This window comes from Psychrobacter immobilis, from assembly GCF_904846235.1.
GTDB classification, from domain to species: domain Bacteria; phylum Pseudomonadota; class Gammaproteobacteria; order Pseudomonadales; family Moraxellaceae; genus Psychrobacter; species Psychrobacter immobilis_C.
Window position 1 is genome coordinate 78,345 of the sequence record NZ_CAJGZN010000015.1, and the last position, 20,757, is coordinate 99,101.

General features: G+C 41.9%; 19 protein-coding genes and 1 tRNA gene. 3 read left to right on the forward strand and 17 right to left on the reverse strand.

The features are described from left to right. Positions 1-92 precede the first annotated feature (92 nt). The 4 genes from JMX07_RS10735 to speB all read right to left on the reverse strand — a co-directional run bounded on the left by JMX07_RS10735 (position 93) and on the right by speB (position 4,084). Entirely contained in the window at positions 93-836 is a 744-nt protein-coding gene (locus JMX07_RS10735) for an MBL fold metallo-hydrolase (protein ID WP_201607881.1), read from the reverse strand. Further along, positions 833-1,624, reverse strand: a complete 792-nt coding sequence (locus JMX07_RS10740) for a carbon-nitrogen hydrolase family protein (protein WP_227684794.1) — start codon at positions 1,622-1,624, stop codon at positions 833-835. Before JMX07_RS10740 ends, JMX07_RS10735 begins: the two co-directional genes overlap by 4 nt. 5 nt (positions 1,625-1,629) lie before the next feature. Continuing rightward, entirely contained in the window at positions 1,630-2,976 is a 1,347-nt protein-coding gene (locus tag JMX07_RS10745; RefSeq protein ID WP_102093380.1) for a purine-cytosine permease family protein, read from the reverse strand. 139 nt (positions 2,977-3,115) lie between these two features. Then, positions 3,116-4,084: an agmatinase gene (gene speB, locus JMX07_RS10750; RefSeq protein ID WP_201607885.1), complete on the reverse strand. Its 969-nt coding sequence runs from the start codon at positions 4,082-4,084 to the stop codon at positions 3,116-3,118. A 208-nt stretch (positions 4,085-4,292) separates the two neighbouring features. Between speB and JMX07_RS10755 the strand changes: the two genes are divergently transcribed. After that, a complete protein-coding gene (locus JMX07_RS10755; RefSeq protein WP_227511139.1) occupies positions 4,293-5,195 on the forward strand; it encodes a LysR family transcriptional regulator in 903 nt (300 codons plus the stop codon). A 16-nt stretch (positions 5,196-5,211) separates the two neighbouring features. On the opposite strand, the gene JMX07_RS10760 is transcribed toward JMX07_RS10755, so the two are convergent. The 3 genes from JMX07_RS10760 to JMX07_RS10770 all read right to left on the reverse strand — a co-directional run bounded on the left by JMX07_RS10760 (position 5,212) and on the right by JMX07_RS10770 (position 9,475). Beyond that, positions 5,212-7,002 (reverse strand): potassium/proton antiporter, encoded by a 1,791-nt coding sequence (locus JMX07_RS10760; protein WP_201607887.1) that lies wholly within the window; start codon positions 7,000-7,002, stop codon positions 5,212-5,214. A 275-nt stretch (positions 7,003-7,277) separates the two neighbouring features. Then, positions 7,278-7,613 (reverse strand): GlpM family protein, encoded by a 336-nt coding sequence (locus JMX07_RS10765; protein ID WP_224737711.1) that lies wholly within the window; start codon positions 7,611-7,613, stop codon positions 7,278-7,280. 191 nt (positions 7,614-7,804) lie between these two features. Then, positions 7,805-9,475, reverse strand: coding sequence for an alpha-keto acid decarboxylase family protein (locus JMX07_RS10770; RefSeq protein ID WP_201607889.1), 1,671 nt, complete (start codon positions 9,473-9,475; stop codon positions 7,805-7,807). 260 nt (positions 9,476-9,735) lie between these two features. Between JMX07_RS10770 and JMX07_RS10775 the strand changes: the two genes are divergently transcribed. Then, positions 9,736-9,810 (forward strand) — tRNA-Gly (locus JMX07_RS10775). Between the two features lie 334 nt (positions 9,811-10,144). Continuing rightward, on the forward strand, positions 10,145-10,456 hold the full coding sequence (locus JMX07_RS10780) for a DUF1244 domain-containing protein (protein ID WP_201607891.1): 312 nt from the start codon (positions 10,145-10,147) through the stop codon (positions 10,454-10,456). Between the two features lie 75 nt (positions 10,457-10,531). Here the strand turns inward: JMX07_RS10780 and JMX07_RS10785 are convergent, their stop codons facing one another. From JMX07_RS10785 to JMX07_RS10830, 10 genes are all read right to left on the reverse strand, one after another. After that, a complete protein-coding gene (locus JMX07_RS10785; protein WP_201607893.1) occupies positions 10,532-10,975 on the reverse strand; it encodes an SRPBCC family protein in 444 nt (147 codons plus the stop codon). An 81-nt stretch (positions 10,976-11,056) separates the two neighbouring features. Further along, a complete protein-coding gene (gene rluF, locus JMX07_RS10790) occupies positions 11,057-12,061 on the reverse strand; it encodes a 23S rRNA pseudouridine(2604) synthase RluF (protein ID WP_201607896.1) in 1,005 nt (334 codons plus the stop codon). A gap of 436 nt (positions 12,062-12,497) precedes the next feature. Continuing rightward, positions 12,498-13,976 (reverse strand): capsule assembly Wzi family protein, encoded by a 1,479-nt coding sequence (locus tag JMX07_RS10795; protein WP_201607898.1) that lies wholly within the window; start codon positions 13,974-13,976, stop codon positions 12,498-12,500. A gap of 61 nt (positions 13,977-14,037) precedes the next feature. After that, positions 14,038-15,252 (reverse strand): DegT/DnrJ/EryC1/StrS family aminotransferase, encoded by a 1,215-nt coding sequence (locus JMX07_RS10800; protein ID WP_201607899.1) that lies wholly within the window; start codon positions 15,250-15,252, stop codon positions 14,038-14,040. A gap of 66 nt (positions 15,253-15,318) precedes the next feature. Next, the gene (locus tag JMX07_RS10805) at positions 15,319-15,969 is read right to left on the reverse strand and encodes a NeuD/PglB/VioB family sugar acetyltransferase (protein ID WP_201607903.1); all 651 of its coding nucleotides are present in this window, start codon (positions 15,967-15,969) and stop codon (positions 15,319-15,321) included. Then, complete coding sequence (locus JMX07_RS10810; protein WP_201607904.1) at positions 15,962-16,576, reverse strand: sugar transferase; 615 nt, start codon at positions 16,574-16,576, stop codon at positions 15,962-15,964. The genes JMX07_RS10805 and JMX07_RS10810 overlap by 8 nt, the downstream gene beginning before the upstream one ends. A 9-nt stretch (positions 16,577-16,585) precedes the next feature. Further along, entirely contained in the window at positions 16,586-17,800 is a 1,215-nt protein-coding gene (locus tag JMX07_RS10815; protein WP_201607905.1) for a glycosyltransferase family 4 protein, read from the reverse strand. Further along, positions 17,797-18,306, reverse strand: coding sequence for an acyltransferase (locus JMX07_RS10820; RefSeq protein WP_201607906.1), 510 nt, complete (start codon positions 18,304-18,306; stop codon positions 17,797-17,799). The genes JMX07_RS10815 and JMX07_RS10820 overlap by 4 nt, the downstream gene beginning before the upstream one ends. Beyond that, complete coding sequence (locus JMX07_RS10825) at positions 18,299-19,447, reverse strand: glycosyltransferase family 4 protein (protein ID WP_201607907.1); 1,149 nt, start codon at positions 19,445-19,447, stop codon at positions 18,299-18,301. The genes JMX07_RS10820 and JMX07_RS10825 overlap by 8 nt, the downstream gene beginning before the upstream one ends. Continuing rightward, positions 19,437-20,600, reverse strand: coding sequence for an O-antigen ligase family protein (locus JMX07_RS10830; RefSeq protein WP_201607908.1), 1,164 nt, complete (start codon positions 20,598-20,600; stop codon positions 19,437-19,439). The genes JMX07_RS10825 and JMX07_RS10830 overlap by 11 nt, the downstream gene beginning before the upstream one ends. Between the last annotated feature and the right edge of the window lie 157 nt (positions 20,601-20,757).

The following is a 20,757-nucleotide window of genomic DNA, read 5'->3' on the forward strand; positions in this document are numbered from 1 at the left end:
AGTTAAAGTTTTTATTTGAAGTTGCTTTTTATTTAGAGTAGTTAGTTATTTTAAATCGCTGTTAATTTTGAATAATAATTAAGTGCTATTCATTACAAGTCATGTTGTCGTAACCAATCATCAATCATGATGTTTAAGCGTTTACCTGAAAAGCTAGGGAAATGCCCACCATGAACGACTCGCACCGGCAGTGCGTTTAAGCGGCGCATGCTCTTAGCGTAGTCAGACATATTGCTGTGCCACGTATCTTCAATTAATGGGCCATCATAGATAAGGTCACCAGAAATCAGCGTTTCGCTAGCAGCTTCCCACAAGGCGATACCACCTGGTGAATGACCCGGCGTATGAATCACTTCAAATTGACGATTGCCCAAATCAATCACGTCACCGTCTTCAAGCTGCATAATTTTCGCTGGTGCAGCAATTTTATAGCCGCAATGGGCATAAGGTTCAGGCGGTAGCGCGTCAAACATCTCATCGTTAACAAACATATCTGCCAAAGTACGAGCATTGTCTGGTTCAGCTAAGATGTGTGCTTCAGCAGAATGGACATGACAGCAGTCAAACTCATTTGCCGCGCCAATGTGGTCAAAATGGGTGTGACTGGCTACACCAACGATATCGCGATCAGCGAGCAAAGCGACATGGCGGCGCAATGGTACAGCACCTAACCCAAAATCTACTAATAAATCGCGTTCGCTACCTCGTACGTGCCACAGATTGCAGCGGAAAAACGGCTTAATCCATGGCTCATCAATAAGTGTGATTCCGTCACTGAGCGTGGTGGTTCGATACCAATTTTCTGGTTTGATTCGAGGTAATGACTGCTCACTCATAAGTCAGCTCCATTAACGACATGAGTATCTTTAAGAACACGCAGGTCCTTAAGATAATTTTGATGCATACGACTCTCATCAATACGGGCAAGATCAATATCTACTATCATCGTGCCAGCGGTCAAACCAAGCCTGCCGATTACCTCGCCATCGGGACCAGCAACGATACTATTACCACAGTAATGAAGGGTGTCTTCTACGCCTGAGCGGTTGATACAAGCAACAAAGCATTGATTGTCCATGGCACGAGCGCGAATTTGCGGTACTTGACGCTCTGCATTTGGCAACATATTTGCTGTCGGTGACAGTATGACCTCCGCCCCCGCTTGTGCCAGTTCTCTTGCCACCTCTGGGAACTCATTATCGTAGCAAATCATTAAACCCAATTTGCCGAACCTAGTATCAACCACGCAGGACTTTTTACCTGCTGTAAAGAACTCGTTTTCACGATCCCATAAATGACGCTTGTTATAAGTCGCAAGGTGTTGCCCATTGTCATCTAGTAGTATGGCAGAGTTGCTTAACTTACCATTAGGCTGGCGCTCAGCGAGACCAAACAATAAATGCAAGTTGTATCTATCAGCAAGTCTCGCTGCCTCAGTGACAATTGGACCATCGATAGTTTGCACTAAGCGATCAAGATGCTCAAAGATGTTGTAGCCTGTGAATGCAAGCTCTGGCAACGCGAGCAGATCTACTTTTGCCTCTACTGCTAGGCGGCAAAGCGACTCTAAAGCTTCTAGATTGGCCGTCGCTTCAGCCAGTAAAGGATTGGTTTGAGCAATCATCAATTTCACAATGACGGCTCCTTTTGAGCTGAAGTGACAGCGCTACTAGGACGAGTGAACAGAGTCGCGCCTAACCAGTACAGTCCACCAGTAATGATAAAGACAGGTAATGAAGCACCGAAAGACGGAGGCGCTATTAAAGTCCAGTATGCGGCAAGCGCTGCACCGATTAGATATGCTGCGATAGCAATCTTTGCAGTAGGACGGCCTAACTGTTTGGTAGAGTCAAGCAGTTTTGCGGTGTAGCCTTCCTGACCAACAAGGTAATAATCGACAATCATGACTGAAAATGCTGGGATAAAGAGTGCACCTACGATCAATAAGAAGTTTTGGAACTGGTCTAAAATGCCTGGTATCAGCGCCCCAAAGATAGTGACCAAGCCAATGATAAGTGCAGGTTTCCAAAAGCTCATGTTAGGAGCAACGTTCATGCAGGATAGCGTTGCGCTATAGACTGCCATTACATTGGTTGTCATGACTGAAAAGAAGATAACTAGAGCAGCTGGCAGACCAAAACCAAAGTCAGCAAGCAGACGAGTCGGGTCGTAAGTCTGTTCCATACCGTTTAAGATAGAAAGCCCTGATATCGTCGCACCCAAACCCATAGCAACGATAGCCGCCATGATATAACCAAAGTAAGTACCCCATACGGCAATCTTTGAAGTCTTACAGTTGCGGTTGTAATCAGCCGCTGAAGACATCCAAGAAAACGCAGTGGCAATGACGATATCAAACGCAATACCTAGCGTAATACCATTACGTGATTCAACTGGCATCTCAAACAGGGTCGATACATCATAATGTTGATTAAGTTGATAGAGCACGATAACGGTAAGCGCGGCCATGGCTAGTGCCGCCCAACGCTCGACAAGCTCAATACCGAGGTGACCGCGTAGCACAATTAGCACCACGACTGTCTCACACAAGATCACAAATAGTGGCAGGTTACTATAACCTGTAGTCGCTTCAATCGCGTAATTCAGACTCATGCCAGCGAGCAGCGCCTGAATACAGCTCCACGCAATAAGTACACCCATGTTTACCAGTGAAATCAACTGGCTACCAAGTGGTCCATAAGCTCTACGTGTCAGAGCCATCGATGGCAAACCGGTACGCTGGCCCATCAAACCAACCAAAAGCAGTGGAATTGCACCGATTAAAGAACCAATGAGTACGGTCGTTATAGCAGTGGTAAAACGTAGATCTGGTACCAACAACATCCCAGTTAAGATGGTCGTGACTACGATATTGGCACCAAACCACAGCGCAAACGTACCAATTGAACCCAAACTGTGTCCAGCTTCATTTGGAGAAAGGGTATCTTGACCAAAAAATGAAGAAGGTTTACTCATTAGTGTCTTCCTTAACCGAGTTATATTAATACCAGTCATTGCACTGGTGCCGATAAAGCTACTCTATACTCCACATCTAACCAATAAGAGATTGTTAATAACCCATTCCTTTTACGGTTATCATGTTGAGACTTAACGACTAGTAAACTGCCTTAACCTTGTCGTCATAGCGTACGCCCGGCAGGATGCATAGCATCTCGAACAATAAGTTCGCCGCCAATACCGAGGTGTTACCAAATGGATCATACGGTGGTGATACTTCGACCAAATCCCCGCCGACCACATCTAGACCACGCATACCGCGAATGATTTCGATACCTTGAGTAGATGTCAAACCGCCGATTTCAGCAGTGCCCGTACCTGGGGCAAAGGCAGGATCGATACCGTCGATATCGAAGCTCAAATAAACAGGACCATCACCTAGCTTTTCGCGTACTTCAGCCATAAGCGGTGTTAGCGACTTATACCAACACTCTTCAGCAGGTACCACGCGGAATCCTTGCTCAGTTGACCAGTCAAACTCTTCTGCGCTATAGCCTGTACCACGTAGACCAATCTGTACCACACGATTACCATCGATGAGGTTTTCTTCAACAGCGCGGCGGAACGGCGTACCATGAGCGATTTTTTCGCCAAACATATCATCATTGATATCAGCATGAGCATCGATATGCACCATACCAACAGGGCCATGTTTTTTGGCAAGTGCACGTAGGATAGGCAACGCGATAGTATGATCGCCGCCTAGTGTTAGAGGAATCGCGCCGTATTTGACGATTTTATCGGTATAGAATTTTTCGATGATATCAACGCTTTTTAGCAGGTTGAAGGTATTGATAGGCACATCGCCGATGTCAGCGACTTGTAATGATTCAAAAGGCGCAGCGCGAGTGGCCACATTGTAGGGACGAATCATTCTTGACTCATCACGAATCTGTCTAGGACCCAATCTTGCACCGCTACGGTTGGATGCACCAATATCTAAAGGTACGCCAACAAACGCCACATCTAACCCTTCAGCATCGGCCTGAGTTGGCAGACGCATCATAGAAGCGAAACCGCCAAATCTTGGCATATCATTGCCGCTTAATGGTTGATTGAATGTCATAAGTTACTTCCTTGTTCTATTTGGTTTAAGTACACAATTTGCTACATGCCATTGACAATACATAAATATAAGAGAAGGAACCATGGTAAAATTTAGAAGTAAACTTCTATTTTTTCGTAGTAAAGTGCGCTTATAGGTCGCTATCAGAAGTTTATGAAAAGAAGTATCGATTAAAAGATGATATTGATTGATAAATGAGGAGCCGCTTTTGATATTGGATGAACTGATAAAGATAGACATCAAAACACTACGCAGCTTTATGGCTATCGTAGAGTGCCAAGGCGTGACGGCCGCCCAGTCGCGTTTGAATGTCACTACTTCTGTGATCAGTGGACATTTGACGCATTTAGAAGACCGCTTAGGAATGACGCTGTGTCATCGTGGCCGAGCAGGATTTAAGCTCACAGAGGACGGTGCCGCTGTTTACGAGGCATGTTTGGGCTTTACCGAATCAGTCGCCAGCTTTCAACATCAGCTGCATTATATTAAACAATTAGACTCAGTTCACGGCGGGCACATCAGGCTTTGCTTGATTGATCAGATGCCCAAGTTTTTTTACGATGCGCTTAGACAACGTCTAGCCAACAGCTACCGTAATAACCCGTTAATACACTTTTCTATCGACGTACAAAGCCCTGAAAGCATGTTAGAAAAGCTCTTAAGTAACGAGAGTGACATTGGCGTGGGATACTTTGGCAGCTTTCCACCTTTACTGACCTTTAAGCCAGCATTTGTTGAAAAACAAGTGGTCTGCTGTGGACGCGAGCATAGACTGTTTTACAACTCAGAAGGATTAACTTTTGAGGATTTAGAACAGAACTATCCGTGGATAAAAAGAGGCTATGTGGTAGAGCATCATATCAATCATATTCGCCCCAAGACGTTAAGCGCGACTACTTATCATATGGAGGCGACAGCGCAGCTTATCCTTGCGGGTCACCATGTTGGCTACTTGCCGCGTGATTTAGCGAAGCGTTATGAAGGTATGGGACTGATGAAAATACTACTGCCTGATGAGGCAAGCTATGATGTCGAGCACCATTGGGCATATCGAGAAAATCAGCCTAAACAAGCGGCTGATTTTTTGAATAAGATGATGAACTTGTTATAAGATACCACTCGATTTATTACACTATTGCAGACGGTTGTTGATACTTTAGACCAATGGTTCTTAGCTTCCCCTTGTCATCGACTTCCTTAATCACCAATGACCACTCGTCACTCACCACAACGGTATCGCCCGACACTGGCGCGGTACCTAAATGTGATTTCACGTACTCGGCTACCGTCTGCTCCCACATGTTTTTTGCGCTGTCTTCATCAGACGTTTTGAGTGTTTTTACCAGAGTCTCCGACGCCATAATTCCTGTAAAAAACGGCAAATCTCCAAGCTTAACACTCGGTGATAGCAACCAATCGCCATAGAAATCATCGATAGCTTTGCGATCTAATGTCGTGTCATTAAAAATCTTGGCAATTTTGCTCGCGTGATTACCTCTCATCGCATACCAGACACTGTCGCCGAATTTTAGCTTTGTGTTGTCATCGACTACTACGATTTGCTGATTACGGACTAGCGCAAAGACACTAATTTCATCTGGGTTGATGCCTTTGGATATACCCATAGGATGACGCCCAATGGCAAATGCACCCGACTTTGCCTCAAACTCATACAGCGTGATACTGGCCTTATCGGACACCCAGACCTCATGCTCTTCTTTCGGGTCTTTATTGGTTGGAATACGTACCTTAAATAGATTGGCCATCGTAGGGATGGTCGTACCTTGCAAAATCAACGACAGAACGACGACGCCAAAGGCAATATCAAACAGCATAAAGGCGTTATCTATACCAGCCATGACAGGTAAAATCGCCAAGGTAATAGGCACTGCACCGCGCAAACCAACCCAAGAAATAAACCCAATCTCTCTGTCTTTGAATTTGAAAGGTTTTACGCTGGTATAGACGGCAATAGGACGCGCTACAAAGATCATAAAGAGCGCGATCGCAACCGAATAATGCCAGACATTGAGGACGTTTGATGGAGTGACCAGTAGCCCTAGCACCACAAATAGCACTGCCTGAGACAGCCAAGCAAAGCTGTCCATCACTCGCATGACATGCTCTGTCGAGCGCACCTTGTGGTTGCCGATTAGCACACCAGTGAGGTATACCGCCAAAAATCCACTGCCGCCAATGAGATTGGTCGCGGCGAACACGGCCAAGCCAGCAGAGAGAATCAAAATGGCGTACATGCCTTCTGCTAAATGTACCTTAGGTAATAATCGAGATAAGAAATAACCGAACAATAAGCCCATCCCTAGCCCAAAGCTCAGCTGCTGTAGCAATAAAACTAAAAAGCCAAATACGGTCTGACCATCAGGATCAACATTTAGGGCAATCAAACCAGTGACTAACAAAATAGCCAAAGGATCGTTGGCACCAGACTCAAGTTCAAGCGTGGCTTGCACACGGTCATTGAGCTTGACGCCGCCATTACGTAATAGAGAAAATACCGCTGCGGCATCGGTCGAGCCGACAATCGCCGCCATCAGTAAACCAAAACGCCAATCGACATCGAGCAGCCAAGTGACAAATACCCCTAGCACCATGACTGTGACCAACACGCCCCACGTGGCCAGCGTAATCGCAGGTTTTAGACCCACTCGGAACGATTTAAAGGACGTACGTAAACCACCATCTAGCAAGATACAGGCTAAGGCTGCTTGCCCAACGAAATTGGCTAGCGCATACTGAGAGAACTCAATACCCAAGATACCCTGCTCGCCTGCCAACATACCCACTATCAAAAACAGCAACAACAATGGTACGCCTAAGCGCGCCGATAATGTACTCGCCATGATACTGGCGAAAATTAATACTGCGCCGACGAGATACAGGATATTTAAGGTATCCATTTTTTTTGAGCCCTATTTTTTATTATTAAGAATAGTAATTGATTGCGATGGGGTTTTCGTTATCTTGCTGTTAGGAGATATTACACCAGTGAGCCTATCATAAGCGGCCATTATTCAAAATATGAATGACAATTATTTATAATGATATTAGCATCACCATCAGAACTAGCAGCCAATATTAAATCAATAAAAATACTTCAATAAAAAAGTTCAAATATTAAAAAATCTTATAAAATGCTATTGCTATGATAAAAGGTTTTGTATGTTGCTGATGCTTAACCTTGAATGTACTGCCATGTCAGTACCAGAATCGCAGCCGCAACCGTCCAAGCGACTACGCCTAATAGCAATGCCTTATATAAGCTCATATAACTGATGCTAAAAAACACCACAAAGGTATAAATCAAATGCGGTATGACGCCAAGCATACTGAATATCAGCGCGACCTTTAAATCAGCGGGACTGCGCTCAGTACCAACAATAAAGTGACTGATTAACGTAAAAGTGGGGAATAGCGGCGCAAGTGCCGCCAAATAGAAAAATCGGGTTTGGGCGAACATTTGAATCGCCAGTACCATCAATGCGCCGATAAGCATTTTTAACCAAATCACGACGGGTCTGTCTCCTGTTGACTATCAAGGCTGAACGTAGCCCAATCCGCCATAATACTAAAGTCTGCAAACTGACATAAGAGCAATTGCTGATTAATTAATCCGTATGATAAAAAAATGCAAAAAACCCCATCTAGCTAAGTTGCTAAATGGGGCTATTTACTTCTATTAAGTAAGCTTTTACGAACTACTTAATCCTTTTTTGGCTTTAGTGCGGCGCTGATGTCTGCTAGCAATGGCGGGATATCGTGCTTGTCTGCAATTACCTCAATCATTATAAGCTTATCGGTAGTCGCAGCAGCTTTGTCGAAAGCAGATTTTAGCTCGCCTGCCGTCTCTGCTTTGAGTAGTACACTATTTTCTTCTGTCGCGCCAAATGCTCGCGGCATAATTTGCCAATCGCATTTAGGGATATCGTTATAGTATTGGTTTTCACCATGAATCGCACGCTCTACCGTATAGCCGTCATTGTTGATTAAGACGATCACAGGATTGATGCGCTCTTGAATCATTACCGCCAACTCTTGAACAGTCAACAATGCTGAACCGTCACCAATTAATAACACACTGCGTTTAGCTGGCGATGCGATTGCTGCGCCCAAGCTGGCAGGCAACGTGTAACCAATTGACCCCCACATTGGTTGTCCATATGACGTCACCCCTTCTGGCAAACGCACATCACTGATACCAAAATAGGCTGTGCCTTGTTCAGAAAACACCAAGTTATTGTGATCTAAACGGTCAGCGATAATATGCCATAAATCATCTTGGCGGATAGCCTCACTGTCTTTGCCTTTTTGTTCGTGCGGCTTAACTTCTTCACAGAAAGGTTTTGGCACGATGTTAATGCCAGAGGTCATCACTTCATGCAGGGCTTGCAACGCATCTTTTAGCGCAATCGGTGCAAAGTTCTTACCACTGATAGAAGCACGCTCATAATGCAAGTCTACGACCACATCTTCATTGATATCTTGGCTAAACCCTGCGGTAGTAGTGTCAGTATATTGCACCCCTACTTTGATCAGGCATTCGCAGTTTTCTACCGCATCTTTGACAATTGGACGCGAAGCAACACCCGCATAAGTGCCTGCCCAACGTTCGCTATTTTCATCAAGCAGCGTCTTGCCCCAAGATAGCGTGGTATAAGGAATATCTGTCTCAGCGATCAATGCTTTGAGCTGTGGCTGCAATCCCAAACGATGCACCATCAAATCTGCCATTAGTGTGGTAGTCTTATTTGGCAAAAACTCTGTTAGTGCTTGCTTGAAATCTGATAATGCCGCTTGGCTAGTAATGTCTTCTTGACTATCGATCAACTTAGTCGTTGGTGGATAGATAGGCTGGCGCGCAACGTCTGGTGATAAGAGTAAGTAACCTGGGCGATGCTTTTTGAGAATCAAGCGAATCACTCGATCAATTTCTGAGGCAGCGTTCTCAGGAGTAAGCTGCGCACGAGCTACCGTCACTGGCTCGACCATCTTAATAAAATGGTTGAATACGCCATCACCAAGCGAATGATGAATACGGCGCTTTGAGTCTTGTAGCGCTGTGCTTGGCGCACCTACGATATGCAATACCGGCGCGTACTCAGCAAAAGAACCTGCGGTCGCGTTAATCGCTGATAGTTCGCCTACGCCAAAAGTCGTCACCATGGCGGCAAACCCACGCTCACGTGCATAACCATCAGCAGCATAGCCAGCATTTAGCTCATTGGTATTACCCACCCAGCGTAACTTGTCAGAAGCAATAACGTTATCCAAAAAAGTTAAGTTAAAATCACCAGGCACGCCAAATATCTCAGATGCACCCGCTTCTGCGACACGATCAAACAAATAATCAGCGATGGTATATTGTTGACTCATTTTTTATCCTTATGACTTATCTTTGTAAGTATTGATAATTGTAAATGTGATTGAGGTTAAATTATAAAGTGCGTCCCAGCTTATTTATGTACTACAAAGCTTTTGGAATACATATTATAATAAACCGTTATAACATATATCCATGGCCAGAAGACATGCCTATTTTAATAACTTTAATTTTTTTCGTCATAGGTGTTGACACCTAAAAAAAACTGCGTATAATACGCCTTCATCAACTGACGATAGTTAATTGATAATTAGCGGGAATAGCTCAGTGGTAGAGCATAACCTTGCCAAGGTTGGGGTCGAGAGTTCGAATCTCTTTTCCCGCTCCAAATATGGCTTGAAAAGCACTAAAATCCTCACTTCTTAAATAAGAAGTGAGGATTTTTTTTGTCTTATTTTCAGGGATTGTAGCGATTTTCAGTATCAGCTATTCAGTGCAATTTCTAAGCTTATCTAATATATCAAAAGCTTAAAGATTAGCACCGCGACCAAAACGTGACCACTTTCTAAAACTGAAATTTCTTTTCAACTATTAAAGTTATAGTACTATTAGAGTTGATTATCACTACAGTGCATTCTAATTAATGACACAGATTGCGAAATATTTATATCGTTAGTATCATTTCAGTTTTGAAATGACTCAATTATAACTAGGAAAATATTATGGCAAAATTAGAATCAAACATCGAGTTAGAAGCTGCAGCATTTCGTCGTTTACTGACTCATTTAGACGAGCGCAAAGATGTACAAAATATTGAGCTAATGAACCTTGCCGACTTTTGTCGTAATTGCTTATCTAAATGGTATAAAGCGGCTGGTGAAGAGCGTGGTATTGAAATCGAATACGAGGATGCGCGCGAGCTTGTTTATGGGATGCCTTATGCCGAGTGGAAAGAGAAATATCAACAGAAAGCAACGCCAGAGCAATTAGCGCGTTTTAACGAGATTGAAGCTGCTAAGAATAAAACGAATTAAAACTGACAGTGATGGCTCAAATAAAACAAGCCACCACCAGAGAATGATATCAAAAAACCCAACATTGCCGCTAGATTAGAGGCTTTCTATGGATTTGAGTATGCTACTAAACCCTATGGTTCCTTGTTTCTGCATTTGACGGTCAAATAGGCGACCGACTAATGGCAGTGGTACAATCAATCTACCCTCAGATACCCAAGTCACGTGTGTGGTGCCATCGCCCAAGTCTTTTAAATCAATGATGCCTTTATCATGTTGCATTTTGATAGGTTTAGACTTTTCGATTTGGTATTGCATATGAGTAGGACGCTCAAACGCTGTAATCCGTTCCCAGAACTTAACGGGTCCCGTTTTAATGCTACGTAAAGCCCCGACACCATTGCGCTCCTCGTCACCTTCATTCACCAACTTAGCCACTCCCACCGCTTTAAATGAGCCATAACTGGCATGGTCACTCAGTGCTTCAAATACCTCATCAATCGGTTTTTTGACAATGCGCTCTACTTTTATTTTAAACATAATATGCTCTCGTTAAGACTAAAGTTATTTAGCTTACTGCTATTTCAGAAATAAATATAGCCGTCACATTGTGAAAAATTATTACCGTGAAGAGCCTCGTCCTTTTGAAGGACGCCTGCCATTGGTAGTAGGTTTACCATTGCCTCCAGATTTACCATTATTGCCTGACGGCTTACCACGACCAGTAGGACGTCCATCCCTACTTTTAGAACCTGCTGGTTTTCTAGCATCATCCTTGGCGTATTTGTTACGCCCCTTTGCTGCACCTGCTGATTTTGTAGATGGTTTTGACTTTGACGACGCATCCGTACGAGGTTTTTTTCGTGGCGCATTGCGAGATTTCTTATTTGAGTGACTGTCTTGCGAAGAGGAATCTTCTACAGATTTAAGTAACACAGACAGCTCTTTTGGAGTTAAGTCTCGCCAGTCACCAACGGGAAGCCCCTTGAGACTCACATTCATAATCCGCGTACGTTCAAGCTTGACGACTTCGTAGCCAAAGTGCTCACACATACGGCGAATTTGACGGTTCAAGCCTTGAACGAGCGTGATGTTAAAGACATTAGGCGCCACTTTAGTCACTGGGCATTTTTTGGTCATCTTGCCAAGCATCGGCACACCGCCCGCCAAACCTTCGATAACACTATCAGTTAACGGCTTATTTACTGTAACTAGATACTCTTTCTCATGATTATTGCCAGCACGTAGTACCTTATTGACCAAATCACCATTATTAGTCAAAAAGATCAAACCTTGAGAATCTTTGTCCAAACGTCCAATCGGAAAAATACGCAAACTATGTCGCACAAAATCGACAATATTATTTTTCTCAGAGCTTTCTGTAGTACTCACAATGCCTACTGGCTTATTTAATGCAATAAAAATAAAATCATCAGGCTCTCGTGGCTCAATAAGCTGCCCATTAACTTTTACTGCATCACCAGCGACCACTTGATCGCCTACCGACGCACGTTTGCCATTGATGTATACATTACCTTGTTCAATAAAGCGGTCAGCGTCTCGCCTAGAGCAAATACCACTTTCGCTGATGTATTTATTTAAACGAGTCGAGGAAGCGTTGAACATAAAGCACCGTTTTACCTGATAAGAAGCGTTTTTTGCTAAGAAAAAAGCCTAAATTGAATGGATCAACAATAACGAAACAGCTTACATTATATAGGAAATCGACTGACCTTTTAGATTGAATTGAGATGTGCATGAACTGAAACTTATAGAACGCCAGTTCATTCTACAAAACCTTAACTCTTTAGCATTAGTCATTTATTAATGCTTGAACAGCCCTTTACATCGAATTACTTTTGAAATTTTTTTCGGTTTAGTTTGGCAGTGTGGTTAATCATTTGTATGGGTTACAAAGTAGAAAACATGTATAAAATTTCTATAAAAAAACCGTCTATCACTGATAAACGGCTTTTTTGTTCATAAAGTACAGTGTTAGAAGCTTATCTATCTGTTGAATTTATTTTACTCACTCTCAGTTTATTAAGTAAATAGCATGAAATTAATAAGTCTGAAACTCTAGCCCAACGCCTGCTCCAATATCACTCGACTGAGTATCAGAGTCTACGCCCCATAAGCGAGATGTCACTAAAGTTTTTGGGTTCAACTGATGCGCCCATGATATGTCAATAGCGGTCAGCTTATCCTTCGTTGGAAATGCTTGGTTATCAGACTTTCCAGTGCGACGATCTAACTCTCCTGACTGATTAACCTTGGCATATTGCAGTTTTGTATTGACAAAGTTTCGACTATCTAGCCATAACTTGCCACCTACTGATATGCTCTCTGCATCGCCGCCCAAAGAATGCCCGAGTGGATAGCCTTGCTGGTAGTACCCATCAGTATATGTACCATGATCATAGGATACGCCTCGGACTTTACCACTAGTACGTGTGTCTGCATATTCTGTATACAATTGATATGGTTTTCCATAAACTTCAGAAGCGTAGTCAGCACCAGCAAGATACATGTTCTTCGCTGGTAGCCCGCCCGCCTCATCTTCGCCCACATACTGCGCGTATACTGTGGCTGGGATATTTACCAAAGGCGCAAGATTCATACGCGCATCAAAACCACCTAATTGGTTAGCAGGATCTTCACCAATCGTCGCACCATTGTCACCATTATCTTTAGTGCCTAAAACAGCATCACCAAAGGAGCTAAAACTCTCTGGACGACCTTCCCCGCCCCACATAAAGGTTCGAGACGCACCAACTTCTAACCACTCCCATGGACTCGCAGTAAGGCGAGCACCAAATAGCTTAGCATCTGGTACGGCATCATAATCTTCAAGTTGACCTGCAAATAACTGATACTGCCAGGGACCAACCCATGAAAGATAAGGCGATGTTGGTGCCTTTTGCTCATCACGTTGCATAGTGATACCTGCAACAGGACGACTGGCATCGCCACGAATCAAACTGCCGTCAGTACCAGGGCCCCACCATGTCGGGATCTGACCGGCAATCAACCATTGATTGGCAGCAGAGCCAGCAATATATGAGCCTTCAAAACTTAAGTCGTTATTGTCTTCGAGCAAACTGTCGTTTTTTAGATTGGCTTGAAATTTCATCTCCCAATTCTCTTCACTCAAACTGAGCGCTGCTGAAACCTCTTGCCCTGCTAAATGGTCATCAGCAAAAGTTTGCGGCAACTGCTGACGATCGGTCTGTACATAAGCGTCTACTTCAGCCTTCACCAAGGAGTTGGGGTTTTTAGCAAGTGTGGCACGGACTGACTGTAATACTTTTTGCTGTGCGTCAGTGCTCACCTGAGCCGTGGTGATTGCTTTTGTAATTTCATTAGCAGTTAAAGGCCATGTACTGGTACTAATGTGAGTGACGCCTTGCGCATTTAACCATTCTAGCTCTGACTTGAGCTTCATATCATTCATATACAAATTCTGTGCTGAGGCCAGCATGGATATCATACCCAGCCCTACTAACACACTCAGCTGCTTGTACTTTCTTTGTTTAGGCATAATTATCTACTCTTTATAAAGTGTACTTATCCAGAATAGATAAGTCTTAATTGATCATCGTTTATTTAGCGTCTGCATCCGTATCAATACGGGCAAGGACTTTGTCTAAAGCCTGAACAGTTTGCGTGATCTCTGCTTCTGTCAAAGTTGGATGCACCAAAAACATCAAACTGGTTTCACCCAACTGCTTGGCTATTGGCAACCTAATTTCTGGACGCAGACCTGTATCATCAAAAGCTTTTTCTAAGTACACTTCAGATGCTGAGCCTGAAAAGCACGGCACGCCTTGCTCATTAATCTCTGCAATAATAGCATCTCGTGTCCAGCCTTCAGGGAGATTTTCAGGCTTTACATAAATATAAAGCTTATAGTAAGCGTGTTTGGCATCAGCAAAGTCGGTGCGCTCTTCTAGGCGGGGTACAGACAAATAGCCTTTTTCTGCCCAGCGTGTACACACATCCAAAATTGCCTGCGCGTTTTGCGTGCGCTTTTGTGTCCAATCGCTCATTCGCGCCAGCTGAATACGCCCGATTGCCGATTGCATCTCAGTCATGCGCCAGTTGGTACCAAAGCTTTCATGCAGCCAGCGGTAGCCAGGTGGGTGCTCGGTTTCATAGACAGCGGCGTAGCTTTTGCCATGGTCTTTAAACGCCCACATTTTGCGCCACAAGTTTTCATCGTTGGTGGTGACCATGCCGCCTTCACCGCCTGTGGTCATAATTTTGTCTTGGCAAAAGCTCCATGCGCCTACGTGACCGATACTGCCGACACTGCGTCCTTTGTAGGTCGCGCCATGTGCCTGCGCGCAGTCTTCGATGACGTATAAATCATGCGCGTCCGCCAATGCCATGATACCGTCCATATCGCACGGCCAGCCAGCCAAATGTACACAAATGACGGCTTTGGTCTTATCTGTCAATACGGCTTTGATGGTCTCAGGCGAGATATTACCAGTCTCGGCATCCACATCCGCAAATACAGGCGTCGCACCTGCATTGACCACACAAGAGATACTGGCGATAAAAGTGCGCGGCGTGACAATCACTTCATCACCCGCGCCGATATCCAGCGCTTTTAATGCCACATCCAATGCTAGGGTGCCATTAGCAACGGCTACCGCGTATTGGCTATCTGCCCATGCTGCAAATTCTTTTTCAAATTCGCGCCCTTCTTGCCCTGTCCAGTAGTTGACTTTATTAGACAACAAAACAGCGCTGACCTTGTCCGCCTCTTCTTGAGTAAAGCTCGGCCACGGTGAAAAAAATGAATTTAGCATAATATCCTCAATAAATAAGACGTTGGAACTATAAAGGCGATAGGTTAAGAAAAAATTGAGCGGGTCTTAGCGCGCCATCGGTTTGGCGGGGTTACCTATCATGACAGCACCTGCAGGCACGCTCTTGGTGACGACAGCGCCCATGCCGATGACTGCGCCCGCACCGATGACTAAGGGCTTGTCAGGAGTGCCTTGTTTGATCACGGCACCTGCACCGATATAGGCATGGTCATGGATATGAATGTTGCCGTTACAACTGACACGCGGAGCAAAGGTCACATAGTCGCCAATGACGCAGTCATGCTCGACATAACTGTATAAATTGGCATGAAAGCATTTGCCAATACGCACATTTGCACCAATAGTCACAAACGGGCTGAGCGCTGCACCTGCTGCTATAGTCACGTCATCCATTATAACGGTGCTATCTGCTTGTACTGACCAGGGCGCGATAGCATCAGCAGCAAGTTTGGCGGCGATGCGCTCGCGTACTTGGCTATTGGCAATGGCTATCAGTACTGACTTGTCAGCGCTTAGGGCGACGAAATCTTGATAGTTCATCGCTGGATAGCCATTAACTGTAGCAGGATGCTCTAAACCATCGTCAATAAATATCAAATCTGCTGCGCGCTCTTCCCGCATCACCGTCATTTTGGCAACAGGCATCAAGCTGCGACCACAGCCCGATGCGCCATAGACCGCATATACCTTACGCATGGCTTGGCTCAGCTGCCATACTGCCAGTAAACTTTGGCATCGTTGCTTCACCTTCAGCGCTGATACCGTCTTTAATGACGACTTTTTTAACCGTTTTAGCCAAAATTTTGATATCTAACCACAGCGATTGATTGTCTACATACCATGCATCAAGCGCGAACTTTTCATCCCAACCAATCGCATTGCGCCCATTAACCTGCGCATAGCCTGTAATACCAGGACGCACGTGATGGCGGCGTTTTTGCTCATCATTGTATAGCGGCAGATATTCCATCAATAATGGACGCGGGCCAACCAAGCTCATATCGCCTTTAATCACATTCCAAAGCTCAGGCAGCTCATCCAAGCTGCTGTCACGCAGACGCTTACCAAAATCGGTCAAGCGCTCGCTATCAGGGAGCACATTGCCGTCAGCATCGGTCGCATCTTTCATCGAGCGAAACTTGAGCATCTCAAATGGCTTACCATGCAAACCAGGACGAACTTGACGAAATAAGACAGGCGAGCCTAGATTCTTTTTTACTTTATAAGCGGTCACCGCATAGACAGGTGCTAAGACCACGAGCGCGCTGGACGCTGCGGCAATATCAAACAGTCGTTTTATCATAGTACACCTCTATTTCTTACAAGAATTTATTAAGACTTGTTGTAATTTCTCAGCAAGGCTGTCTCTTGAAAACTCATTTAAGGCTAATTTTTTCGCATTGATGCAAGCTGTATTATACTTTTTATAATCATTCAATAGACTTTCAATTTCATCAACTATTTCCTGATCACTTTTTTGCCAACCGACAATTCCACACTTATTCTTCTCAATAATCTCTTTCTGCCATCCACCATAGTTTATCAATATAGGTTTTGAGGCAGCTAATGCATCAAAAAATTTGTTTGCCGAGTTAGCTCGAATAGCAGGTATATCCAGTGCAAAGCTAGAAGCAATTGCAGAGTACTTTAGGTAAAAAGGTATTTCTTTTTTAGGGACTTGCTTAATAATGAATATCTTTTCATTCAATACATCATTATCTTCTGCATACTTGCATACCTCATCATACTCAATACCATCACCGATCAGTAGTATAGAAATATCAGAGTTTCTTTTTTTTAACTCTATTGCAATATCTACTGCTTTTTTTAATCCATTCACTATTCCAAAAGTACCGGTATATATAAGTACGTTTCCCTTAGGTAACCATGCATTCTTACTAAGAAATTCTAAATACTCTGATTCATCTACTTCAAATAGACTGTTATCAGAACTATTAGCAATTACTGTTACGTTACTCGCAGGATACCCTGTAGCAAGCACCCCTTCTTTCATTCCAGGCGATAAAGCAATAATCTGATCAGAATTATCATATGCCCATTTTTCTAAAATTTTTGCCAAATGAATCTGGTAAGGTTTGTGGAGAACTCCCATCGCTATAGGAACCTCAGGCCATAAATCTCGAACCTCAAAAACCATAGGTTTTCTTTTAAGTTTAGAAGCAATGACACCGGGTATGGCAATAGTCAAAGGTGTACTGGTAGCAAAAATTACATCTATATCTTTTATAGAATATGCTTTTTTAGTAGCAGCAGCTGCGAACTTATAAAATGCCTTAAGACGATCTTTGAATGACATTTTATTATTGTATGCATTTGGATACCAATGCACATGGATACCATCTATACATTCGTAATACCAAGTTTTTTCAACCGTTTCTTTCGTCCAACTTGTAATGACATGTACTTCATTACCAGAAGCAACTAGCCTCTTTGCCATTTCATAAGAACGTGTACCACCGACCATATTTGGAGTGTTGAAATACTGATGTAGATATGCAATTTTCATACTTTCAATCTCTTAATAAACTTTGCAGGTGAGCCACCATATAAGCTTTTTTCCTCTGAAAATGCTTTGTTTAGTACAGAGCCAGCAGCAAGAATTGAACGGCAAGGAAGGACCGCTCCACTTAGAATAGAGCAATTTGCTGATATCCATGAGCCTTCTTCTATCACTATAGGTTGTGAAATAGATTTTCCAAAACGGAATGAATTTCCCAAAAAGCTATGGTTTCCACTCACAACCACTGTATTTGGTCCGATCATTACTTCATTTTCAATAGTGATTTCTTTTCCGAGAACAACTACATTATGCGCAAAATACACATCGTCTCCAACGGAAATACCATTTAATGAATTAATATATGAGGTCGAAGAAACTTGAAAGTTACTACCACAAGACTTCATCATAAACGAATATAAAAATCCTCTGAAGCGCATTACAGGTGGTACATCTGGTAGCACTCTAGTTGATAGACGCACACCCCAAGAGTAAATTATTGATAACCTATGCATTAAATGCCTTCCTTATAAACTCATCTATTTTGAAGCCTTGAACTTTCTTAAAAGAATTTTCTTTCATATTATTTTGCAGCTCTACATCTTCGCATAATTCAACTACTCTATTTGCCAACGCTTTAGCATCATTAAAATCAAAAAACAAAATATCCTCATAATCTTTAAAGATATAAGGTAAAGAGCCTACAGGGGTGGTTACAACGAACAAACCATTTGCTATAGCCTCCAAGACCACTCTTGGAGAGCCCTCCGATATACTAGCAAAGCAGAATATATGATGATCTCTTAAAATATTATTCAGATGTTCTCTATCATCTACATGACCAAGAAAAACAACATCAAGGCCTGATTTTTTAGCTATTTCTGATAAGGTTTTTCTTTCTTCTCCTTCTCCTACTATAGTGAGAGAAAATAAATCAGGATATAATGTATTAAGTATCTCTAACGCCTGTAATAGAACTTTAACACCCTTAGCCTTTCTCAAATATCCAACGTAAACTAGCTTTATTTTATGATTTCTACTTATGTAATTTTTGTTTTCATAATAATCACTATCTGTCAAGGTGGATGAAATGAGAGGCTCAACATCAATACCAAATTTAGAGAGCTTATTAGCTATGTGATGACCATTGGAAAAAACTTTATCGGCTTTTAAGCTCGAAATAATAAACAGAAAATACTCTGGCATAAAAAATAATATTTTTGATGACTTTTTAATTAAACTCAATTCATCATTCTTTAGTATGGTATCTATAGGATCTCCAACGTAGTGTACAACTCTATTATCCTTAAAATAAAGCATTTGCAACCATCCAAAAGGGCTAGGATATCTTGTATACACACTATCAAATACTATGTCTTTTATTTTTTTATATAACTTAATATAGTGAAAAAAATTTTTATATGCGTTGGAATAACTAGAAAATGGAGGTAATTCAAATATCTTTATAATATTAGTATCAATTTTTGATAACTTACTCACTTGGTCTTTATTAATAATCTTAGTTGGTGAAACCAAATATATTTTTTTATATTTTTTTTCTATCGATCTGAGATAAATAGAATGCGAATATTCTATATAATAAGCATTATCGTATTTATAAACACCCCAAGCTTGGATTAGAACTTTATCTTTCATAACTAATAGATCCTCGATAGCTATTAACAATAGCAAACACAAACCAATAAAGCAGAAAAGTTATTGCGCCACCTGTCTTAAAAACAATTAGGAAAATCAAGGTAAGCATAAGTAGTGGCAACACATCTCTGCTATTGTAGTTTACTTTAATTGAGTTCAAAAAAAGATTGAGCCATAAGAAGCAAAATAGCAAGAAAGATATAAAACCTCCACATACTAAGACATATAAAAATAAATTATGTGTGTCTATGTAATATCCATACAATTTGCTCATCTGCTCAACATAGCCTGTTTCTCCCACTCCTAGGGGATTGTGTAAGGCAATATCGATTACAGTCTCCCATATATCCGTTCGACCAGCAGTATCACCTTCCAAAGCATTTTCCCATCTTGATCCTAAATCTTCCGAATTTAGTATGCGCTGAAATAGAGCCAATGATAAAATTACTGATAGAAAGCTGAAAAATATCTTCTTTCCTCTACTAATATTAGAAAATAAAAATATTAAATATACCCCTAAAACCATTGCTATAAAAGATCCTCGAGATCCAGATAATACAATCATATATACTAAAGTGGGTATAAAAATAATAGAGAAAAACCTAATATTACTTATTCTTAAAGGATTATTAACCATAAAATATATTATGTATACAACAGAAATTACTAATCTACTACTCGTAGAATTAGGGTTTTCATCCAAAACAATAAGCTGTCCTTTAACTATACTATACGAACTCGGATATAGAAATAGGACATATATAGAAAATAAAAAGCAACCTAAAGAAAAAGCCAGAAGTGAATAATGCATGTATTTTCTTTTTTTTCTAAAGAAACCACTTAATATCATAAAAAAAATAATACATGAAAGAAATTTAAGATTAACTAATGGCTTAATGAGCTCTGAATAACCATTCAAAACCTGAGCTAAAATAAAAAATATTAGTATTAGTATTAGTATATTAAAATCTGCTTTGAAGAAGAATTTTAAGCAATCAGATATATTAAAAAAGATAAAAGCAATAATGAATAGTAAAAGAAAAATATCAGCAGTATGTATTGAGCTTGTACTTGAAAAAAAAGGATCTAAAGTTCCAAATGCTAAAAATATGGAAAAAGGAATTATAAGCCAAAGTAATATTTTATTTAGCATTTACTACATTCCTAAAAAACCCTATTAAATCTAAAAAACCTTTGAAGCTACCTGGAATCTTATATGCTATAAAAACACCACATACCCAAAATGAAATCGCAGTCGAGATTGCAGCTCCTATAACCCCTAAATATCTTATAAATATAATATTTAGTAT